This window comes from Microcystis wesenbergii FACHB-1317 (assembly GCF_014696875.1).
In the GTDB taxonomy this organism is placed as follows: domain Bacteria; phylum Cyanobacteriota; class Cyanobacteriia; order Cyanobacteriales; family Microcystaceae; genus Microcystis; species Microcystis wesenbergii_A.
Genome location: NZ_JACJQV010000166.1, coordinates 68835 through 88243, shown reverse-complemented (window position 1 = coordinate 88243; position 19409 = coordinate 68835). Strand labels below are relative to the sequence as shown.

Genomic DNA, 19409 nt, shown 5'->3' with positions numbered 1-19409 from the left:
TTAGAAAACGGGTTTCTTTCAGAAACCCGTTTTCTAGGGGTGGGAGTATGTCAAACTAAAAAGTAAAGCTTAGACAGCCTATCTTTATCATGCCAGATCAGCCAATCTCGATCGCCCAATACTACCACGAGCGGACCAAATACGACCCCCAGACGATCGCTTCAAAAAGTAAAGGTCTTGATTGGAGTCAACAACCCTATCCCTTCAAAGAATACAAAATCGGTCAGACTTTCGATCTCAAACCCTACCTCTCCCGTCAAACAGTTCCCCAAAAAGGAGACTTTTGGCGACGTATATCGCGAATTTTGGGCTGTAGCTATGGTTTAACTGCCAAAATCGCCACTATGGGTAGTCCCTTGTACCTACGTTCCGCACCCTCTGCTGGTGGATTATACCCCGCCGAGGTCTATCTGATCTCTCGTGGCACGGAATTCTTACCCGCCGGTCTCTACAGTTACCAAGGTCAAAGTCACTCGCTGCTTTTATTCTGGGAAAGTGATGTCTGGACTAACCTGCAATCTGCTTGTTTCTGGAATCCTGTTTTAGAAAATACCGATATCGCTTTAGTTACCAGTGCCATTTTTTATCGGTCTGCTTGGCGCTACGAGGATCGAGCTTATCGGCGTATTTTCCTCGATACAGGGCATTTATTAGGCAATATTGAGCTATCAGCCTCGATTAATGACTATCGGGCCCATTTAATCGGTGGTTTTAACGATAGTCAGATGAATGAATTGCTTTATCTTGATTCCGAGAAAGAAAGTGTCATGACGGTGATTCCTTTGGCAGATCTGCTCAATATCCGGCAAAATCTCCCCCCTAGCACCACGGCACTCCCTTCGGCAACCACGACTCTTTATCCCAAAATTCCCGAGGGAGAATTATTAAACTCTCTACACCGAGCCACTATCATAGCTACAGATGAGAAGATAGAAGCAACTGTTACCCCCTCTAATTGGGAAGATAAATATAATTTTCCTTTTTGTCTAAAAGTTTCGGTGACATCCCGTCCCGTCAATTGGGGGGAAGATTTAATCGATCTGGAAAGTACGATGCTTAAACGCAGATCTACCCGCGCTTATAGTGGTGCTAGTCTCAGTTTAGACGAATTGCGAGCGCTGCTGCATTTCACCTATCAACCCCAAGATTATGCCGACCAAAATCTCGATCCCAATCCCGATTATTTTGCTCTAGATTTATTGGAAACTTTTATCGCTGTTTCGGCAGTAACCGGATTAGAGGAAGGCTGTTATTATTATGCTCCCAAAGCCCAAGAATTGCGGCAAATTCGCTTTAAAAATTTCCGGCAAGAGTTACATTATCTCTGTTTAGGTCAGGATTTGGGACGGGATGCGGCTGCTGTGGTTTTTCATACGGCGGATCTGTCAAAAGCAGTGGCTAAATATGGCGATCGAGTTTATCGTTATCTTCATGCAGATGCGGGTCATTTGGGACAGAGATTAAATTTAGCGGCTATTCATCTGGGGTTAGGGGTTAGTGGTATCGGTGGTTTTTTTGATGATCAAGTTAATGAAGTGTTAGGAATTCCCTCCGATGAAGCAGTTATCTATATCACTACTTTAGGCCGACCGAAGGTTTTTTAGGGTGAGTTTTAACCACTGAAGGGGTGACAAGGAGGTTGAGGTCATAGTAATCTGTACCTTGACAGATGCACTTTCTCGCTGGGACGTATTTTGTTTAAAGGTTAATCCAACTACGCACCATTTGTCGAGGTTTTCCTGAATTTTTAAAAGCGGTTCTATTGTGGCATAAAAAGCGATTATTAACGTAAAATACATCACCTTTTTTCATGTTGAAGCGGACTGTATTTTCCGGTTCTGAAAAAAAGTTGTCGATTATGTCAAGTGTTTTTGTGATAGCTTCCGGTTGCGCTATTTCTAGTTTGGAGTAAGCGACTTCAATCCAGTACCGCATATAACGAAAAACCAGACCCTGAGAATCGGCTGAGAATAAGGGGAAATTATTCTTTTGAATAGCTTCTTGAGAATTAATCTCTCCAGGTGTAATCACATCCCGCGCCAAAGGTTCGTAGAGACAGGGAACTAGGTCTGTATGGTGTTGCCAGAAATATTGATACAAATTGGCGGCGTTTACTACCAGGGAATCTCCTCCCTCATCCGCGGCAGCAAGACAGAGTAACCCAACAATATCAGGGAAGTAGTTTTTGGCTGTACTATCGGTATGATAGCCAGTTTCTGCATTCGTCATCGAAACGGGTATAGCTTCTTTAGTGTAATCCATTCCTCGATCGATTACATCAAAAAAATAGCCATAGCGGTGGTTTAGCAGTCCAAAAATGCGAGAAATCAAAGCATAAATTAATCGCATTTCCGTTTCTGTTAATTCCGGTTCTAATCGGAAAATAATTATGCCTGGTTCCTGGAGCAATTTCTCACGAAATGGTAGGAAAAAATCAAGATTTTTATTGACCGTTTCCTGTCCTATTTCGTTGGGTTTGTCAAGCCATTTGTGATTGCTTCTTTTTAGTAAATCTAAGACTAATGATTCTGGTAAATGAAAAAATAGTTGATAAGGATCAGGCAATTTTTTCCAAGTCAGTAATGAAATATTAGGATCAGAAATCGGTATAATCATTTTTGAATTTTGAAAGCAACGTGAAGGGGAAGGTCAATGAGCGGAGTAAAAAATTCTCGGTCTAGTTCTAAATGTTCCTGATTAATTTTTAGTTCATAAACTTCTGGCATTTTTGTGAATGTTGCCAAACGAAGAGATGTGAAGTAATCTTCCATAGTTTTATGAACACATTGCACGGCGACGGCTTTTCTATCTCTGCGCCAAATCTCACCGGGGAATAATTGATTGCGCCCAGAAAAATAGCCAGCTTTCGGTGTAAAATAAAAGGGAAACTTATCTTTTTTCAGAAAAGGTAAAGAGGGATGGGGGACGGCGAACAGGAAATATCCACCCAACTTTAAAAGTTGATAGGCTTTTTGCATCGTGCTAATAGTTTCTGAAACATTTAAGTAGTTGAACAGAAACATAGCCAGAACTAAATCGTATTGTTCGGACTCAGTTACCGCAAAATCACGAATATCACCAGTTTCATAGGAAGCATTAGTAATCTGATACTCGTTTTTTTGAATTAAGGCCTGCTCGATCATTTGCGATGAAATATCAATCCCATGAACATATTGAGCGCCTCGGTTAATTAACTCTCTTCCTACATAACCTTCCCCACAGCCTAGATCTAATATATTCTTGTTGACAATCGGTTCACATAAATCAATGACAAACGGACGCGCGGAGTAATCAGAAAGCAAAATCGGTTCTACTCGTTTCCAGTCTGCTGCGCTTTCGTCGTAAAGTTTTTTGGTTTCTTGTGTTGCTTTCATACCCATCTAACGGGATAAAATTTGCACTAATTTTGTTTTAGTCTAGCACTGTGTAAGTAATTACCCATAAAACTTTTGCCAGTTAATCCGAAATCAGCTATCGCCAGAAAAATTAGCTCTTCTTCTCCTAAGTTCACAGATTGATGCACACACCAACGGGGAATAACAGCAAAAGTACCCGGTTCGACTTCGTTTTCGTATTGATCAACAATAACTTTTCCTTGACCCTGAAGAAATACAAATACGGTTTCATGTGCGTGTCTGTGCATTTCATTCGCCTTTCCTGGCTTGACTATAACTAGGCGTGCATCTAAAACTTCTAGAGCAAATGGCAGGCGAAATACGTTAAAATCAATATTGAGTTTATCAACCTTATTGTTGTATAAGGCTTCTAAGTTGCTGGCGCTGATTGTTGAAATAAGCTCTTTACCTTCTTGCACATGAGTCAAGCTTTTTTGTTCATTAATTTTTTCGGTCAATGCTCCCAGTCGCAGCGTTTGAAAATCATGGTAAAGTTGTGATGCAAGCCTTAATATTGTTGGAGAGCATTGGCATTCACCAGATGGATCCGCAAGCCAATCTAACAAGTTTATAACTTCTTCCCTGTGCTTTTCCCTTTGCATCCCGTATAGCAAAAGTAAACTAAATCCAGGTAGTAGTTTTTCCACTGGAACAGTAGATAAGTCTTCCGTCAATCCAATACGCACGTCATTAATTTGATGCAATAAAAGTTCCTGTTCCTGATTAGACAGCTTCTTGCCTTTAATCATTTTAGTGAAAAGCGTAACAATCTTGAGTTGGTCTGATGAGGTCAAAGATTTATCTAACGCCAACGCACGTTCATACATATTGTCCCAGTAAGCAGCACGTAGATTTAAGGCTTTTAACATTCCTTTCCGTAATTCCAGAACAGCCTGTTCGCTTTCGCTGGCTAATTCCTTAGCAATCTCAACTAAAGTCAAGCTGTGTTCATCCTCCACTTCTGTATGTAAAGGAAAAAATACATATTGCTCCAAGGATAATGATGTATGTTTTTTGATCGCTTCGATAATGTGTTTGTAGATAAATTTAACCACAGATTCAGTCCCTAAACCTATGGCTCCAATAGCTTGGAGTGAACTTCCATTCTGGAGCAGCGATAGGAATGATTCACGCCAGATTTCTACTTCAACACAAGGCGTTTGCGTGCTATCTACTCCCATAGCTTCTTGAAAACGCTTGAATAACTGTGGGTGAGGGATTTCCTGTACCCACTCATCCTTAATACCTAATTTCTGGATTGCTTCGATCTCTTCATCCTGTAGATGTCCGTTTTCTTCAGCTAAGTTCTTGAGCAGGTGATTTCGATGAGTGGGATTTTCTAGCTTCGATATTACTGCTGTTAAATAACGGGAAAACCAGTCACTATAAGCTCCGTATTGGTTAGCAAAGTCTTTGAGAACTTCATCAGTATGTTGAAATTCTCCTTTTTCTAAAGCAAGTAAATAGGGGTGATTAATTGCTCGATGGCTTAGTGCTTCCTTAATTAAATTTTCCATTTTTTCTTATCCCCCGATAGTCGCCCCCTTTTTAAATACTATCACAAAATTGGCCAATTGTCGATAGCGTTTGAGATGCGCTCACCCTCGGTTAAATATAGCCAGGCTGACAGTTCTCCGCCTGGTTATCCCAGAAGGATTAAGAATAAACCACAGAGGCACAAAGAACACAGAGACGAAGATAGACCGTTCTTGTTTAAGATTCTCTGAGATTTTCCCTCTCTAATTCGATTAAATTATCGATTTTCTTTAGCTTGGCATCCCCAGCAAGATAACCGATCCCGCGATGTAAATGTAAGCGAAATTGTTGAGTTAGAGTTTCTTTATCGGTTCCTAATCCGTCTTGATGACAACGTTGTTTGAGGGCAATTAAGAAAATATCGGCCATTTCTCCCCCGAATACTTTCCAAGATAATTCTACATTGCTATCGGCAGGAATGGGAACGGGAGAGGGGAGACTCGGTTCGGCAAGGGAACGACAAAAAGCCCAACGACAGAGGATATTCCATTGGTCAATTTTGGTGTAGCGTTTTAATTTTATTAGGCTATCTTTGGCGGTTTGAGATAGTCGAAAACGTTCGATCGGTGATTCCATAATCTATAATTTTACCTCGATCTGACTGATGATAAAATAGTTAGTCATTCTCAATCCTGTTGGGGGATAATTTTGTGGGAATTTATCTCGTTCATAATCTTACCAAAAGTAGCGGTCAGGGTGAATAGTAGTTTGACGTTGTTGGGAATTATATTCTAGCAGGTATTTTCTGGCGATTACTTCCTGTTCTTCTAATAAGAGTAGCTCATTTTGTCCAATTTCTGTATCGGTAGAAAGGAGGATGACTTGAGAGGAAGCAGCGGGAAAATAACGTTCAACTAAATTATGGCGATGGGAAGAATCTAAACGTCCGAGGGGTGTATCGATAGCGATGGGTAAATCTCGTCCGGAGACTCGCGCTAATCCCCACAAAAAAGCGATCGCTAATAGTTGTTTTTCTCCGGCAGAAAGACGGTGTTTAGGCACATTTTGTCCATCGGGACCAAAGAGAGATAGACCAAAAGTATCAGCATCGATCGCTATTTTCTGCACCAGATCGGACTTATGCAATAAATAACGAAAACATTCCGCCACTTCTCCCTCTAATCTATTTAATTTTTTTAAAGTTAAGCGTTCTTTAAATAATTTTAAAGTTTGCTGTGCTTTGACAATAGCATTGACGATATGTTCGTTACTTTGCGATTCTAAAGCTTTCTCACTATAGGCAAATAATTCTTTTTTAGTTTTCTCAATTTTCTTTTTGATTTCCTCATAATTTTTGTGGCTTTGCTCGTATTCCGCTTGAGCATTTAGATACTTTTTCTGAGCGGTTTTTAAGTTATTACTCAGGGTTTCGTATTCTTCGGGAGAGGCTGCTACTGCTAATTCTCGCTCTAAATTATCTAAGTCAGCTTCCAGATTTCTTAATTGTTCTATTGCTTGATGAGCAAGGTTAATTTGTGCCGGTAATTGATGGGTTAAGACTCGATTTAGTAACTCGATCGCCTCCTCGTCTAAATCTAAGTAAGGAGCGGTCAAAGAATTGCTATCCTCGGCTAAAAACTGATTTTCTTGCTGTAAAAATTCTCTAATATTATCCAATTGTTCTAAAGTTAAATTCAGTTTTTTTAAATAAGCCATTAACTTTTTATCCCTGGATTCTAAAACCGATTGAGCGACTTGAGACGATTGCAATTTTAGCTCTTTTTCTCCCTGAATTTTAGCCGCTTCTAGGAGAGGAAAAATTAACTTTAATGGTAAAAATTCCCCCGCCAATTGACCTAAATATTCTCTCTGTTTATCTAACTTTTTATCTAAATCCTTTTTTCTGCTCTCTAATTGACTTCTTTCGGCGGCAATTTTTCCGCCATCAATGCGAAATTTATCCGAGACTGCATCAAAATCATTTCTAACCAAATCTAATTTTTTTTGTTGAGTTTCCATCTCTTGTCTAGCCAATTCTAAATCTTCTTGGTACTGAGCTAATTTTTTCTCAATAGCTTCAATAGTTGCCAGTTCATTTTCTGCTGCTAATAACCGGCGCTTGCGACTAGCTAAGATATCAAGATCAACGGCTAATCTTTCCGCTAATTCTAACCCTAATAAAGTCTGCATCGAATCCTTAACGCTGTCAGGAGGTACATCCTGTTCTGCCAATTCTTTTACCTGTTCCCCATCAAATAAAAACAGGTTAGAAATACCCAAAGGTAATAAAGTTTCAATATATTCATCCCAAGTATTAGCTAAGGCAGGATCGGGCCAATCCTCATCTAAAATACCGAGGGTATCCTTACCATCTTTGGGCTGTTTTGTCCAGTATCTAACGATACGATATTGTCGCCATTGTTCATTAACTAGATGTTCAAAAGCCAGTTCAATTCTAGCTTGATCGATGAGGGAAGCTTGATTATTAACTGCTTGACTGAGAAACTCGGCATAACTTAAATTATTGCGAGTAGAACACTTTGCCCGCGCACCGTACAAAGCCAAACGAATCGCATCCATTAAAGTAGTTTTACCGCCGCCATTCATGCCTCCCAAAAGGATAATTGGACAGGGATTGTTGTCTTTTTCGGGACGTAAATTAATCACTTGACGACCGGCGTAGGGACCGAAATTTTGCAAAACTAATTCAGTAAAAATCATTAACAGTCAGCCTTATTTAAGTCGAAAGTTTTAGGAAATCTCCTGTAAAAATTATACCTGAAAAAGTGCCGCAGATATTTTTTGACACCCAAGAGAAAAACCCTAGGCTCTATACTATAGCATCGATCACCAGCACTAGATATAATTAGGGTCTGCGGAAAAAACTCTAAGATCCCCCCGCCTGTCGGCACCCCCCTTATTAAGGGGGGCAGGGGGGATCGAGTGCAAAACCTATCTTCTATTTAATTGCAAACAGCTACTTAATTAAAGTTTTCTGATTTTTACTTTCTAGTTCATTACTGGACATGAGCCTATTTTTTGAAAAAATCGTTATGATCGGCGTGAAAGTGCCAACACAGGGGAGAAAATTGCTATGATCACGATCGGCGAATATTTATGCCAGCGTCTCCATAATTTAGGGGTTAATCATGTTTTCGGGGTGCCGGGGGATTATGTCCTCGATTTGATGGATGTTTTGGTGGAAAGTCCGATCGAATTAGTTTGCACCTGTAATGAGCTTAACGCGGGTTATGCCGCCGATGCCTACGCGCGAGTCAAAGGTATGGGCGCTGTCTGTGTCACCTACGGAGTCGGGGGATTTAGCCTCGTTAATGCTGTGGTCGGTGCTTACGCTGAACGCGTTCCCCTGGTGGTAATTAGTGGGGCTTCCGATCGCTCGATTCGCCGGGATAATTTATTATTACACCACACCACGGGCGATTATAATCTGCAATTTTCGATCATGGAAAAAGTCACGGCTGCCTCGGTTATTCTCACTAATTCCGCCCAAGCAGCCAGTCAAATCGAGCAAACTTTAGCTGCTTGTTTGCATCACAAACGTCCCGTGTATATCGAAATTCCCCGGGATCTGGTCTATCGTCCCTGTATCCCCTCGGAAAAGCCAATTTATTTAACCGATAATCTCACGGATGCCGCCGCTTTACAAGAGGCCGTTGAAGAGGCGGTTTTTTTATTAGAAAAAGCGGAAAAACCAATTATTTTAGCGGGGGTAGAATTCCATCGGTTTAAACTCCAAGATAAGTTACTGAAACTTTTAGAGGTAACGGGTTATCCCTTGGCCACCACTATTTTAGGTAAATCGTCAATTTCGGAAATGCAGCCGCAATTTATCGGCACTTATGTGGGGGCATTAAGTCGCGAATACGTTAATCAACGGGTGGAAAATGCCGATTGTGTCCTCTGTTTAGGGGCGATTATGTCCGATATGAATTTAGGCGGATTTACGGCTCATTTAAATCCCAATAATTTGATTAATGCCAATTCCGAGAAGATAAAAATTAAACATCACTTCTATCAACCGGTATTCCTAGGGGATTTTATCGATGGTTTAATTAATAAGCTAAGTCATAAAGAAGCGGCTACACTAGATATTAAACCCGCGGCCGAATTAAAGGATTTAGAATTCATCCCCGTGCCAGAGCAAAAATTAACTAATGCTCGTTTTTATGAGCGCATGAATCATTTTATCGCTCAAGAATCTTTTGTTATTTCCGATACAGGGGACGCAATTATTGCCACGATTGATTTATTAATGCCTCAAAAAACTGACTTTATTGGTCAAGCATTTTATCTCTCTATTGGTTATTCAATTCCCGCCTGTTTAGGAGTAGCTTTTGCCGCACCCAATACTCGTCCTATTGTCTTTGTGGGTGATGGTGCTTTTCAAATGACCGCCCAAGAACTTTCGACAATTATCCGTCACCATCTCAATCCAATTATCTTTTTAATTAATAACGACGGTTACACGATCGAGCGGGTAATTCAGGATAATATTTATAATGATCTACAACCGTGGAAATATCATCAATTACCGGCAGTATTTAACGGGGAAAGTTGGAGTTGTCAAGTCAGGACAGAAGGGGAATTAGAAAAGGCTTTATCAATTGCCCAGGGTAACATCGATCGCCTATCATTTATTGAAGTACATCTCGATCGTTTTGACTGTTCCCAAGGCTTAACTCGTTTAGGTCAAGCTTTACGTTCACCCCATACTTAGACTGGTTATGCTATTAGGTTTTGACCCTGTGAAGCTGCCCTAAGATACCAGATTGAAACTCTTTTCGCTCCCAAGAGTCAACAATTAAGATACAATCGGTATCTTAATCACAGTGTGATGGTGACAACCGCAACTAAAAACCCTATGAATGCTTTTTGGAAACAAATCACCCTACTGAACTTTTCCCCCGCTTCTTGGTCAAAATATAGCTATCTGCATCGTTTCGTCGGCCTTTTTAGTCAATGGCGACAGGGTAGCCGGTTTGTGGAGTGGACAGAACTGATGGGTGCGCTGTTAATCTCTCTCCTTATCGCCACTGCGCCGTTTTTCTCCACCAGTCAAATCGGTTTTTTGCTGTTAGCAATGGCGGTTTATTGGCTACTCTTAACCCTTGTGGACGAAGGCAAAATCGGGGTGACACCGATTCATATTTTAGTGCTTTTATATTGGGGAATTGCCACGGTTTCCACGGCTTTTTCTCCCGTTAAAATGGCAGCTTTGGAAGGATTAATTAAATTAACTCTCAATCTCATCTTTTTTGCCTTTACCGCCCGAATTATGCGCTCGCCACGCCTAACAAATTGGATTCTGACTACTTTAGTTTTAACCGCCTTAGCAGTGAGCGTTTACGGCATTCGCCAGCAAATTTTTGGCGCGGAACAGTTAGCAACTTGGAACGATCCCACTTCAGAATTAGCGGGGGATACTAGGGTTTATAGTTATCTCGGTAATCCTAATCTATTAGCCAGTTATTTATTCCCCGGTATTGCTTTTAGCGGTGCAGCCTTGTTTGTGTGGCAGGGATGGCTACCGAAAATTTTAGCGGCTTTACTAACTTTAGCCAATGCCGCTTGTTTATTTTTTACTGAGAGTCGTGGCGGTTGGATTGGTTTGATGGTCTTAGGAATTGTCTTCTTATTGCTATTATTTTATTGGTTCAAAAATTATCTACCGTTATTTTGGCAAACATGGCTTTTACCATTAATTTTAGGTGGTTTAGCCGTGGTGATTTTAGGGGCGATTTTATTGGTGGAGCCGCTGCGAATTCGGGTGATGAGTATTTTTGCAGGCCGGGAAGATAGTAGTAATAACTTTCGGATTAATGTTTGGGATGCAGTTATCCGCATGATTCAAACTTATCCGCTTTTGGGCATCGGACCGGGTAATGATGCTTTTAAGAAAATTTACCCCCTATTCATGAAGCCAAAATACACGGCTTTAAGTGCCTATTCTGTGCTATTAGAAATCATGGTAGAAACGGGAATTATTGGTTTTACCTGTTTCCTCTGGTTATTAGTCACAACTATCGGCCAAGGCATCCATCAAATTAAACTTTTACGCGATAAAATGGATAGTCAAGGCTTTTGGTTAATCGGGGCAATTGCCGCTATGGCTGGAATTCTTGCCCACGGTTTCTTTGATACAGTTTGGTATCGTCCCCAAGTTAGTACCCTCTGGTGGTTAGTTTTGGGTTTAATTGCTAGTCGTTGTTATTCCGTTCTGACAATCTTACTCAAATCTACTCATGAGCAGATTTGATGTTATCTTCTTGCTTCATTCTGGCAGTGTCGGCACTCACCAGTCCACAAGCTGACACGGTGGAACTCACCGCCAAAGAAGCGAGATTCAGACTAGCATTTAAGTCTCTATCGCAAACAAAAGAACATTGTTCACACTCAAAAATTCTTTCGGACAAAGATAGAGATTCTTTTTTATGTCCACAATTAGAACAGAGTTTGCTACTAGGAAACCACCTATCAGCTATAATTAATTCCGATCCATACAACTGAGATTTATAATTAAGTTGTCTCCGGAACTCGTAAAAACCCATATCCTGAACGGCTTTAGCTAATTTGTGATTAGCCATCATCCCAGACACATTTAAATCCTCAATTACTATCTTGCCGTGGTTCTTGGCTAAATAAGTAGTGAGTTTATGTAACGTATCTTTACGGATATTAGCTATTTTAAAATGAAGTTTAGCTATTTGCCGTTGAGCTTTGTTCCAATTGTTTGAACCTTTTACTTTATGTCGGTTCAAGTATTGAAGTCTAGCTAATTGTTTTTCGTATTTACGATAACTTTTAGAGCCTTCAAATGTCTCGCCAGTCGATAAAGTAGCCAAAGTTTTAACACCTAGATCACAACCGACTACCTCATGAGTTTTATTGGTTGTTTGTGGTTCAACTTCAATCTTAAAACTAATAAACCATCGATTAGCTTTTTGGCTAATAGTGACAGATTTAGGCCGATAACCTTGAGGTAATCGCTCATAGGTTTTTAACCAGCCAATCACAGGAACTTTTATCTTTTGATGGTCACATTTAATACCTCCATATAGAGTAAAACTATCCTGTTTACCTTTTTTCTTGAATCTAGGTGGTTTAGCTATCTTTTTGAAGCATCTTTTCCAAGCATCAGCTAAGGCTCTTAATGCGTATTGGGGGGCGTATTTAGAAACCTTATAATACCAGTCATGCTCAGATTTTACTAATGCTACTAACCATTTATGCAAGTCGATAGCAGTAGGAAACTTGATTTTGTCATCAGGATTAGCTTTATTGTGGTCTAGAATTTGCTTAGTTAAAGCCAGCCCCCAGTTCCAAGCATGACGAGCGGTTCCTGCGTGTTGGGCTAACAATGAACTTTGTTGATTATTTAGTTTTAATTCAGTCTTGAATCCTAGTAGCAACGTCTCTTAACTCTTCTACGATTTTTCTATTTTTATGACTTCTAGAGCCATACAACCTAGCAGAAAAAACGGTAATAATTTCTAAGACATCTTGTGCTAAATCCTCCTCAAATGTACTATCCTCAGTTCGATTAATGATGATAATCTCAGTCCCAAAGTGTTCACAAAGGCTAAATATCAATTCACCACCAAATCTGAGTAACCTATCCTTGTGAGTTAAAACCAATCTTTCGACTTTACTATCAACAATTAATCTGATTAATCGTTTTAATCCTTTCTTGTTGTAGTTTAGTCCAGAACCTCAATCGTCAAGGATTTCAACTTGCCAACCATTTTGAGCGCAAAACAGTTCGACAACTTCTTTTTGACGTTCCAAATCCTTTCTTTGGTCATGACTAGAAACACGGCAATAACCAACTGTATAGGAGAGATTCTCTCTTACTCCAAGCAACTGAGAAACGGTATAACGCCTATGCCCGTTAGCAGTTCGTTCTGGTATTAATTTACCTTGAGACTCCCAACGTCTTAACGTCGATACGCTTACTCCTTTTAATTTAGCCGCATCTGATCTGGTTAACTTACTCATGGAACTATTGTAGCACAATTTATGAGTAATTTTAGATGAAATTAGTTAGATTTTTGGCTTCTGGAAGAATCCCCCGCTAGGGGTTTTGATCGTGGCAATTCTCTCCTCTAGGGGTTCAAAGTAGTTTAAGCATAGATACGATCCTCGATCGCCACCGATTGCAGAAGTCTTTCCACGATCGCTTTAGCTTGACGACCGTGACTAGGAATCAGACGATGGCAGAAGACGTAGGGAGTAATCAACTTAACATCATCGGGGATAGCATAATCGCGACCTTCGAGGAAAGCGTAAGCTTGAACTGCTTTTTGCAGAACCACACAACCCCGGGGACTGACTCCTAAACTAATATCTTCGTGATCACGGGTAGCGCGGACTAAATCGACGATATATTGCTGTAAAGCAGGAGCTACCTTGACCAGACTCACTAATCTTTGCAATTCTCCCACCTGTTCTAGGGAAATACAAGCTTCTAGGGATTTAACCGTCTCTTGAGAATGCTGTCTTTGTAACATTTTTAATTCTTCTGTGGCGCTGGGATAACCCAAACTCAGGCAAACGGCAAAACGGTCCATTTGCGCTTCTGGAAGCGGAAAAGTGCCTTGATATTCGATCGGATTTTGGGTGGCGATCACAAAGAAGGGTTGGGGGACCGGCCGCGCTTCTCCATCGACGGTAACTTGTTTTTCTTCCATGACTTCTAGAAGTGCCGATTGAGTGCGCGGGGTGGCCCGGTTGATTTCATCGGCCAAGAGGACGTTAGCAAAAGCGGGGCCGGGGATAAATTCAAATTCGCGACTGTTGGGGTTCCAAATCGTGGTTCCCGTGATATCACTGGGGAGGAGGTCGGGGGTGCATTGTACCCGTTGGAAACGACCGTTAATTGAACGCGCTAAGGATTTGGCTAACAGGGTTTTGCCGACTCCGGGGACATCTTCGAGGAGAGCGTGGCCACCACTGAGTAAAGCCACCAGCACAATGCGAATCGATTCGGTTTGGCCGACGATGCTCTGGCTCAAATTTTCCATCAAAATATCAATAGCGTCTCTCATAGTACAAATGGGGGATTTTGTCAAGAAGATTAATGTTAAGTTTTTTTGATCTTAACGATTCTTTTCCCAATTTGCCCATACTAGGGAGAAAAGTTGACAGACAATGGCGGGAAATTTTCTGCTAGGGAGCTAATCGGGGTTAGGGTGGCGAGCATGGAGAAAATTAGTTAAGAATTGTTGCCAGTGGGCGAAATCAAGATTTTAAGTCGGTTCAGTACGGTAAAATCGAGAAGAATTTCTCTTAATCAGTGAAGATGAAAGCCAGTTCGCTCGTTTTTAGTCTTGTTTTAGGAATCGCTGCCAGTACATTAACCAATAGTTTACCCGAAAATTTTACTTTCAATTCTCGGAAAATATTGGCTCAAGATCAGGCTCCTTCCTGTCCTCTTCCTCCAGATATTGCCATCACTTTTCGCAATAGTGAATGTCAGGCAGTTACCCTAGAAAAACCCCAGACTTTTTTCCGTTATTATAGTGACGAAAATAGCAAAAAAGGTCGTTTTCTGACCACGGATGAATATGCCACCAATGTGGAGGCGATCAGAAATTTAGCCCTCGATCAAAAGTGGAATCCTCCCAATCAAGCGACCAAAGTAGTATCGGTGACTTTGCCGGCGGGAACAACGGTTTATCAAGGAATTGTCGCCCCCCAGAATCCACCTTATTGTTATCACGGTGGTGGTCAGCAAACTTTTATTAAAGACTCGCGAGATGCCAATATACAATGGGGAGAGGGGCGAGGACTAACGCTTACATCTCTTTGGTGTCACTAGAATATTATGGAAACGAAAATAAGGGAATTAGTTCAATCAATTGACCAAGCTATTACCGTGGCCGAACAGATGCGGGAAACAGAAATATTGACTCAGATTGAGGGTTTAATTTCTGTCCTGAAAACCATCAAAAGTCAGGCGTTAGCTGGTCAATTACCACCGTCTCAAGGCATTGTTACCCTAGGATTAGCGCGAGAAGTAGCTGATTGGATCGATTCCCTCGATTCTCCTTTATTGAAAGCGGTGGGTAAAGTGGAAAGAGAATACCAAAAATATTAGGAATTGTCAGTTACAGAAGTTAGAATTAATCGAGATTGATCGCAGTCTATCTCGATCTGATTTTTTAATCGATCGAGAGAATTAAATTTCTGTTCTGGTCGCAGGAATTGCACTAAATCCATCGTTAAAATGCGATCATATACATAGCCCGACCAATCCAATAAATGGATTTCCACACTGATAGTTTTTCCCTCGATCGTGGGACGATAACCGATATTCATAACTGCCGGTAAGCGAGAACCATCAAGAGGCACCCAACCGCAATAAACCCCGAATCGCGGCAATAATTTATCGGGAGGAACCTGTAGATTAGCGGTATGAAAACCTAATTTTCTGCCCAGCTGTTGCCCGATGACCACGCGACCAGTTAAACTGTAGGGACGACCTAACATTTGCCCAGCTTGCTCAACGTTTCCTGCTGCCAAAGCTTGACGAATTAGGGAACTACTAATCCGACCCGCCTCACAGTTTTTTAAAGCAACAATCTCGACTTTAATATTAAATTGAGAGGCGATCTGTAATAAATCTTCGGCTGTACCTTGACGACGATAACCGAAGCGAAAATCTTGACCAACACTGATCGATTTAGCCTGTAATTTTTCTACTAAAATCTGTTCGACAAAAGCCAAGGGTGTCAGGGAAGCTAATTGAGCAGAGAAAGGCAGTAAAACTAATTGTTTAACGCCTAAATTCTCTAAAACCTCCACCTTTTCCCCTAGAGGAGTTAATAATTGCCATTTTTCTCGCGTAAAAAATTCCCGCGGGTGGGGAGTAAAACTAACAACGGTGGGATAAGCGGGTTCATCCTGAAAAATTGGCTGTAGGACGGTTTGATGACCTAGGTGCAAACCATCAAAGTTACCAAGAGCGATCGCACAGGGGGCTAAAATACGGGTATTAGGGGAATCTACAATCCACACGCTGGCTCTAAGAACAGATACAAGAGAACAATTCAAGCGATTAATCTTGAGTGTAGCCTTTTGATTCTATATCAATCGGGCGATCAAGCCAAAAAAACACCCCCAATCCCTTGGAGACCTTTGGAAGCCTTACCAAATTGAACGTGAACGATCCCGGTGCGATCGGCCAGGCATTCCCAATTACAAGCATTCATTAATTGTTCAGTTCGTTCTTGTTTTGGTCGTCTTTGGTTGTTCTTCGTGCTGTTGTGGTTTCCCAATCTGAATCAAGCATAAGTTTCTTGTTTTTGTTTCTTTGGTTCTAATCCTGTTGCTAATCATAGAGCGATCCCAGAAGTATCTAGCGAAAGGTGATCGCACTTTAGTTAACTAACGGTTTACCATAAGTAGTCGTGCAAAATTAATTTCCTAGTGAAGATAGGCAAAAGGCAAAAGGCAGGAGGCAAGAGGTGGTTAGATATGTGTAATTAATTTTGCTTAGGTACTTAGTAAGGTGGGCGATTTTTATACCACTTATTTTATTTATTGTGTATAATTGAGATGGTGACGACTAATTTTGAATGGGATGAAGACAAAGCTAAGACAAATCTGAGAAAACACGATATTTCTTTTAATGAGGCCAAAACTGTCTTTGAAGATACCTATTCTTTGACTTTAGATGATCCCACTCATTCAATCTTAGAAGATCGTTTTTTGACAATTGGTTATTCTATTCAAAACCGCTTGCTTTTAGTTGTTCATACTGAAAGACAAGGAAACATCATAATCATTAGTGCTAGGAGAGTAAATAAACATGAAAGAAAAATCTATGAACAAAGTAATCAATGATCCCATCAACGATGATGAAATGTTAGATGATTATTCTCAGGTTTTAACGGAGTCTCATGTAAAAAGTGCAGTGAGAGGAAAGTATGCTCAGTCTTTAGCAGATAAGGATACTTCTACCATTAAGATTATAGCAGAAAATGAAGAGAGATATGTTAACATGAAAACCATTGAAGTTGAAGCATTCGTTAACAATGAAGGTCAATTAACCGTACAAGTTCCCTCAAATTTAAAAGAAGGACAATATCATGCTGTATTGATTATAGAAAAACCCAAAAATGAAAATCAATGATCTTAGAATAGATAAAATCCCAAAAAAAAGCCCCCAATCCCTTGGAGGCTTTTTCAGAAAAAATAACTGTCATTAACCTTCTGCTAATTTCAGATCCCGCAGCGCGCTAATATCCACTTGAATCGATGGCCCCATAGAAGAAGAAACGTAAACTGTACGCCAGTAACGACCTTTGGCCCCGGAAGGACGGTTTCTGTCCACCGTTTCCTGTAAAGCTTTCAAATTAACTAACAGATCCTCAGCACTAAAAGAAGCTTTACCAAATTGAACGTGAACGATCCCGGTGCGATCGGCCCGGAATTCCAATTTACCCGCTTTAAACTCAGCGATTGCCCCCGTTAAATCCGTGGTTACGGTTCCCCCTTTCGGTGAAGGCATTAAACCCCGCGGACCGAGTTGACGACCTAATTTAGCCACTTTCGGCATCATATCGGGGGTGGCGATCAAAACCTCGAAATCCATCATCCCCTTGGCGATTTCTTCGATTAATTCTTCCGAACCAACGATATCGGCCCCGGCGTTGTTCGCTTCCTGTACCTTTTCCCCGCGAGTAATGACCGCTACTCGCACCGTGCGTCCGGTTCCTTTGGGTAAACTTACCGTTGTCCGCAGTTGTTGGTCGGTATATTTAGGATCGATACCTAAACGAATATGAGCTTCGGCGGTTTCGTCGAATTTCGCCGTCGCTAATTCCTTTAATAATGTCAGTGCCTCTAATGGCTCGTAGGCTTTATTTTCTACCTTAGCCTGGGCATCTCGCAAACGTCGTGAAACTTTTTTTACCATCTGATTTGTTGCTCCTTGGGTAATAACGAAGCTTAACTTCTCCCCGAAATAAGATTTAGTCTGAGATCTTGACACCCATATTTCTGGCCGTTCCCGCCACAATATTCATGGCCGCTTCGATGTCGTTAGCGTTAAGATCGGGCATTTTAGTTTGGGCGATTTCCCGTAATTGGTCGCGGGTAATGGTGGCGACAAATTTCTTGTTGGGTTCGTTGGAACCTCTTTCCACACCGGCCGCTTTGCGGATGAGAACGGAAGCGGGGGGAGTTTTGAGGACAAAGGTAAAACTACGATCCTCAAAAACGGAGATTTCCACAGGGATGATCATCCCAGCCTGATCGGCGGTTTTAGCGTTGTAATCTTTACAAAACGCCATAATATTCACCCCGTGTTGACCTAAAGCAGGACCCACGGGAGGAGCAGGGTTAGCCTTACCAGCAGGTAAAGCTAGTTTAATAATTGCGACGACTTTTTTAGCCATGATTTAGTTTTGTTTTTCGACTTGATTAAATTCCAATTCGACCGGGGTATCCCGACCAAAAATGGAGAGCAGGGCCTTGAGTTTGCCGCGCTCGGGACTAACTTCGATCACTTCCCCTTCAAAGTCCTTAAATGGACCAGATAGAACCAAGATTTGATCGCCAACTTCCATATTGATTTTGACGACGGGTTCTTGAATCTGAGCTTGTTTGAAGATGCGATCGACTTCGGACATACTTAAGGGTAGCGGGGTGACGTGACCGCGGCCGCGTCCGTAGCGCCGCTTTTGTTCGGCCCCAACAAAGTTGATCACATGGGGGGTGTTTTTGACCACCTGCCAAGCGTCATCATCCATGATCATTCTGATCAGGACATAACCGGGGAAGACTTTTTCCTCACCGTGTTGCCGTGAACCATCCTTGCGGACTTTGACGGTGGCCGCTTGGGGAATCTGGACTTGCAGAATGCGATCGGCCACATCGAGGGTGTGGATGCGCTGTTCCAAATTAGCTTTGACCCGTTTCTCACAACCGGAAGCCACCTGCACGGCATACCAACGGGGTTTTTTCGGTAGGCCGCTAAGATTGAGTTCTTCGGGAAACTGCTCTTCTTCTAGATTCATGGGAACACCTTCCCCGCACCCCAGGCAAAGAATTTATCAATCAGATAGATGAGAGTGGCTACCAAAGTCACCATTAACATCACGGCCGCCGATTCACTCAAAAGTTGCTGACGGGAAGGCCAGACGACTTTGGCGAGTTCTTCTTTGGTTTCATTGACGAATTCCTTGACCTGAAAAGAGCTTCCCTCTTTCTTGTCGCTCGTGTCTTTTTCTAGGGTTTCTTTTTTGGCCACGATCGCTACTCCTTAAAATGATACTCAGGCTATCCTTAACTTATCATTTTCACCGGACAACCCACACTAACCCCCAGACATTTAGATCATGTCTTTTGCAGTTATCGGCTTGGTGATTACCAAACGCGCCCTGGAGGACTTGAACCCCCGACATCAGGTTTTGGAGACCTGCGTTCTACCAACTGAACTAAGAGCGCCCATTCGCTAAACGATTTGGCTTTTTTAAGGCCCTTATTTATTATAGCGTAGTTATTGGCGATTGT

19 protein-coding genes, 1 tRNA gene and 1 pseudogene are annotated in these 19409 nt (G+C 41.6%); 7 read left to right on the top strand and 14 right to left on the bottom strand.

Annotated features, from left to right (window positions below; translation table 11 throughout):
* Positions 1 to 89: 89 nt before the first annotated feature.
* On the top strand, positions 90 to 1604 hold the full coding sequence (locus tag H6F92_RS15480; RefSeq protein ID WP_190358611.1) for a SagB/ThcOx family dehydrogenase: 1515 nt from the start codon (positions 90 to 92) through the stop codon (positions 1602 to 1604).
* A gap of 94 nt (positions 1605 to 1698) precedes the next feature.
* On the opposite strand, the gene H6F92_RS15475 is transcribed toward H6F92_RS15480, so the two are convergent.
* The 5 genes from H6F92_RS15475 to dndD all read right to left on the bottom strand — a co-directional run bounded on the left by H6F92_RS15475 (position 1699) and on the right by dndD (position 7592).
* Entirely contained in the window at positions 1699 to 2616 is a 918-nt protein-coding gene (locus tag H6F92_RS15475; RefSeq protein WP_190358610.1) for a TauD/TfdA family dioxygenase, read from the bottom strand.
* On the bottom strand, positions 2613 to 3374 hold the full coding sequence (locus H6F92_RS15470) for a class I SAM-dependent methyltransferase (RefSeq protein WP_190358609.1): 762 nt from the start codon (positions 3372 to 3374) through the stop codon (positions 2613 to 2615). The genes H6F92_RS15475 and H6F92_RS15470 overlap by 4 nt, the downstream gene beginning before the upstream one ends.
* 26 nt (positions 3375 to 3400) lie before the next feature.
* Positions 3401 to 4912 (bottom strand): cupin domain-containing protein, encoded by a 1512-nt coding sequence (locus H6F92_RS15465; RefSeq protein WP_190358608.1) that lies wholly within the window; start codon positions 4910 to 4912, stop codon positions 3401 to 3403.
* A gap of 196 nt (positions 4913 to 5108) precedes the next feature.
* Positions 5109 to 5507, bottom strand: coding sequence for a DNA sulfur modification protein DndE (gene dndE, locus H6F92_RS15460; RefSeq protein ID WP_002735106.1), 399 nt, complete (start codon positions 5505 to 5507; stop codon positions 5109 to 5111).
* Positions 5508 to 5606: 99 nt separating this feature from the next.
* Entirely contained in the window at positions 5607 to 7592 is a 1986-nt protein-coding gene (gene dndD, locus H6F92_RS15455; RefSeq protein ID WP_190358607.1) for a DNA sulfur modification protein DndD, read from the bottom strand.
* Positions 7593 to 7965: 373 nt separating this feature from the next.
* Between dndD and H6F92_RS15450 the strand changes: the two genes are divergently transcribed.
* Both H6F92_RS15450 and H6F92_RS15445 read left to right on the top strand, forming a co-directional pair.
* Positions 7966 to 9609 carry an alpha-keto acid decarboxylase family protein gene (locus H6F92_RS15450; protein ID WP_190358606.1) on the top strand — a complete coding sequence of 548 codons (1644 nt, stop codon included), beginning with the start codon at positions 7966 to 7968 and terminating at the stop codon, positions 9607 to 9609.
* Positions 9610 to 9753: 144 nt separating this feature from the next.
* Positions 9754 to 11148, top strand: coding sequence for an IctB family putative bicarbonate transporter (locus H6F92_RS15445; RefSeq protein WP_190358605.1), 1395 nt, complete (start codon positions 9754 to 9756; stop codon positions 11146 to 11148).
* Here the strand turns inward: H6F92_RS15445 and H6F92_RS15440 are convergent.
* From H6F92_RS15440 to H6F92_RS15430, 3 genes and pseudogenes are all read right to left on the bottom strand, one after another.
* Complete coding sequence (locus H6F92_RS15440) at positions 11129 to 12301, bottom strand: RNA-guided endonuclease InsQ/TnpB family protein (protein WP_190358604.1); 1173 nt, start codon at positions 12299 to 12301, stop codon at positions 11129 to 11131. The genes H6F92_RS15445 and H6F92_RS15440 overlap by 20 nt on opposite strands.
* Positions 12279 to 12887, bottom strand: a pseudogene (locus tag H6F92_RS15435) (IS607 family transposase). Before H6F92_RS15435 ends, H6F92_RS15440 begins: the two are co-directional and overlap by 23 nt.
* Positions 12888 to 13012: 125 nt before the next feature.
* The gene (locus H6F92_RS15430) at positions 13013 to 13936 is read right to left on the bottom strand and encodes an AAA family ATPase (RefSeq protein ID WP_190358603.1); all 924 of its coding nucleotides are present in this window, start codon (positions 13934 to 13936) and stop codon (positions 13013 to 13015) included.
* 254 nt (positions 13937 to 14190) lie between these two features.
* Here H6F92_RS15430 and H6F92_RS15425 point away from each other — a divergent pair, with 254 nt between their 5' ends.
* Positions 14191 to 14709 (top strand): hypothetical protein, encoded by a 519-nt coding sequence (locus H6F92_RS15425; protein ID WP_190358602.1) that lies wholly within the window; start codon positions 14191 to 14193, stop codon positions 14707 to 14709.
* A gap of 6 nt (positions 14710 to 14715) precedes the next feature.
* On the top strand, positions 14716 to 14988 hold the full coding sequence (locus H6F92_RS15420) for a hypothetical protein (protein ID WP_002796884.1): 273 nt from the start codon (positions 14716 to 14718) through the stop codon (positions 14986 to 14988).
* On the opposite strand, the gene H6F92_RS15415 is transcribed toward H6F92_RS15420, so the two are convergent.
* A complete protein-coding gene (locus tag H6F92_RS15415; protein WP_190358601.1) occupies positions 14985 to 15908 on the bottom strand; it encodes a bifunctional riboflavin kinase/FAD synthetase in 924 nt (307 codons plus the stop codon). The two genes, H6F92_RS15420 and H6F92_RS15415, sit on opposite strands and share 4 nt — an antisense overlap.
* A 540-nt stretch (positions 15909 to 16448) precedes the next feature.
* Here H6F92_RS15415 and H6F92_RS15410 point away from each other — a divergent pair.
* Together H6F92_RS15410 and H6F92_RS15405 are read left to right on the top strand one after the other, a co-directional pair.
* On the top strand, positions 16449 to 16736 hold the full coding sequence (locus H6F92_RS15410; RefSeq protein ID WP_190358600.1) for a BrnT family toxin: 288 nt from the start codon (positions 16449 to 16451) through the stop codon (positions 16734 to 16736).
* Positions 16702 to 17025: a hypothetical protein gene (locus tag H6F92_RS15405; RefSeq protein WP_190358599.1), complete on the top strand. Its 324-nt coding sequence runs from the start codon at positions 16702 to 16704 to the stop codon at positions 17023 to 17025. The genes H6F92_RS15410 and H6F92_RS15405 overlap by 35 nt, the downstream gene beginning before the upstream one ends.
* A 72-nt stretch (positions 17026 to 17097) precedes the next feature.
* Here H6F92_RS15405 and rplA read toward each other — a convergent pair whose 3' ends face one another.
* The 5 genes from rplA to H6F92_RS15380 form a co-directional block, all read right to left on the bottom strand.
* Positions 17098 to 17811, bottom strand: coding sequence for a 50S ribosomal protein L1 (rplA, locus tag H6F92_RS15400; RefSeq protein ID WP_002796882.1), 714 nt, complete (start codon positions 17809 to 17811; stop codon positions 17098 to 17100).
* A 55-nt stretch (positions 17812 to 17866) separates the two neighbouring features.
* Complete coding sequence (rplK, locus tag H6F92_RS15395; RefSeq protein ID WP_002735897.1) at positions 17867 to 18292, bottom strand: 50S ribosomal protein L11; 426 nt, start codon at positions 18290 to 18292, stop codon at positions 17867 to 17869.
* A gap of 3 nt (positions 18293 to 18295) precedes the next feature.
* Positions 18296 to 18913, bottom strand: a complete 618-nt coding sequence (gene nusG, locus H6F92_RS15390) for a transcription termination/antitermination protein NusG (RefSeq protein ID WP_190358598.1) — start codon at positions 18911 to 18913, stop codon at positions 18296 to 18298.
* A complete protein-coding gene (gene secE / locus H6F92_RS15385) occupies positions 18910 to 19146 on the bottom strand; it encodes a preprotein translocase subunit SecE (protein WP_002765998.1) in 237 nt (78 codons plus the stop codon). Before secE ends, nusG begins: the two co-directional genes overlap by 4 nt.
* Before the next feature lie 124 nt (positions 19147 to 19270).
* Positions 19271 to 19343, bottom strand: a tRNA-Trp gene (locus H6F92_RS15380).
* Between the last annotated feature and the right edge of the window lie 66 nt (positions 19344 to 19409).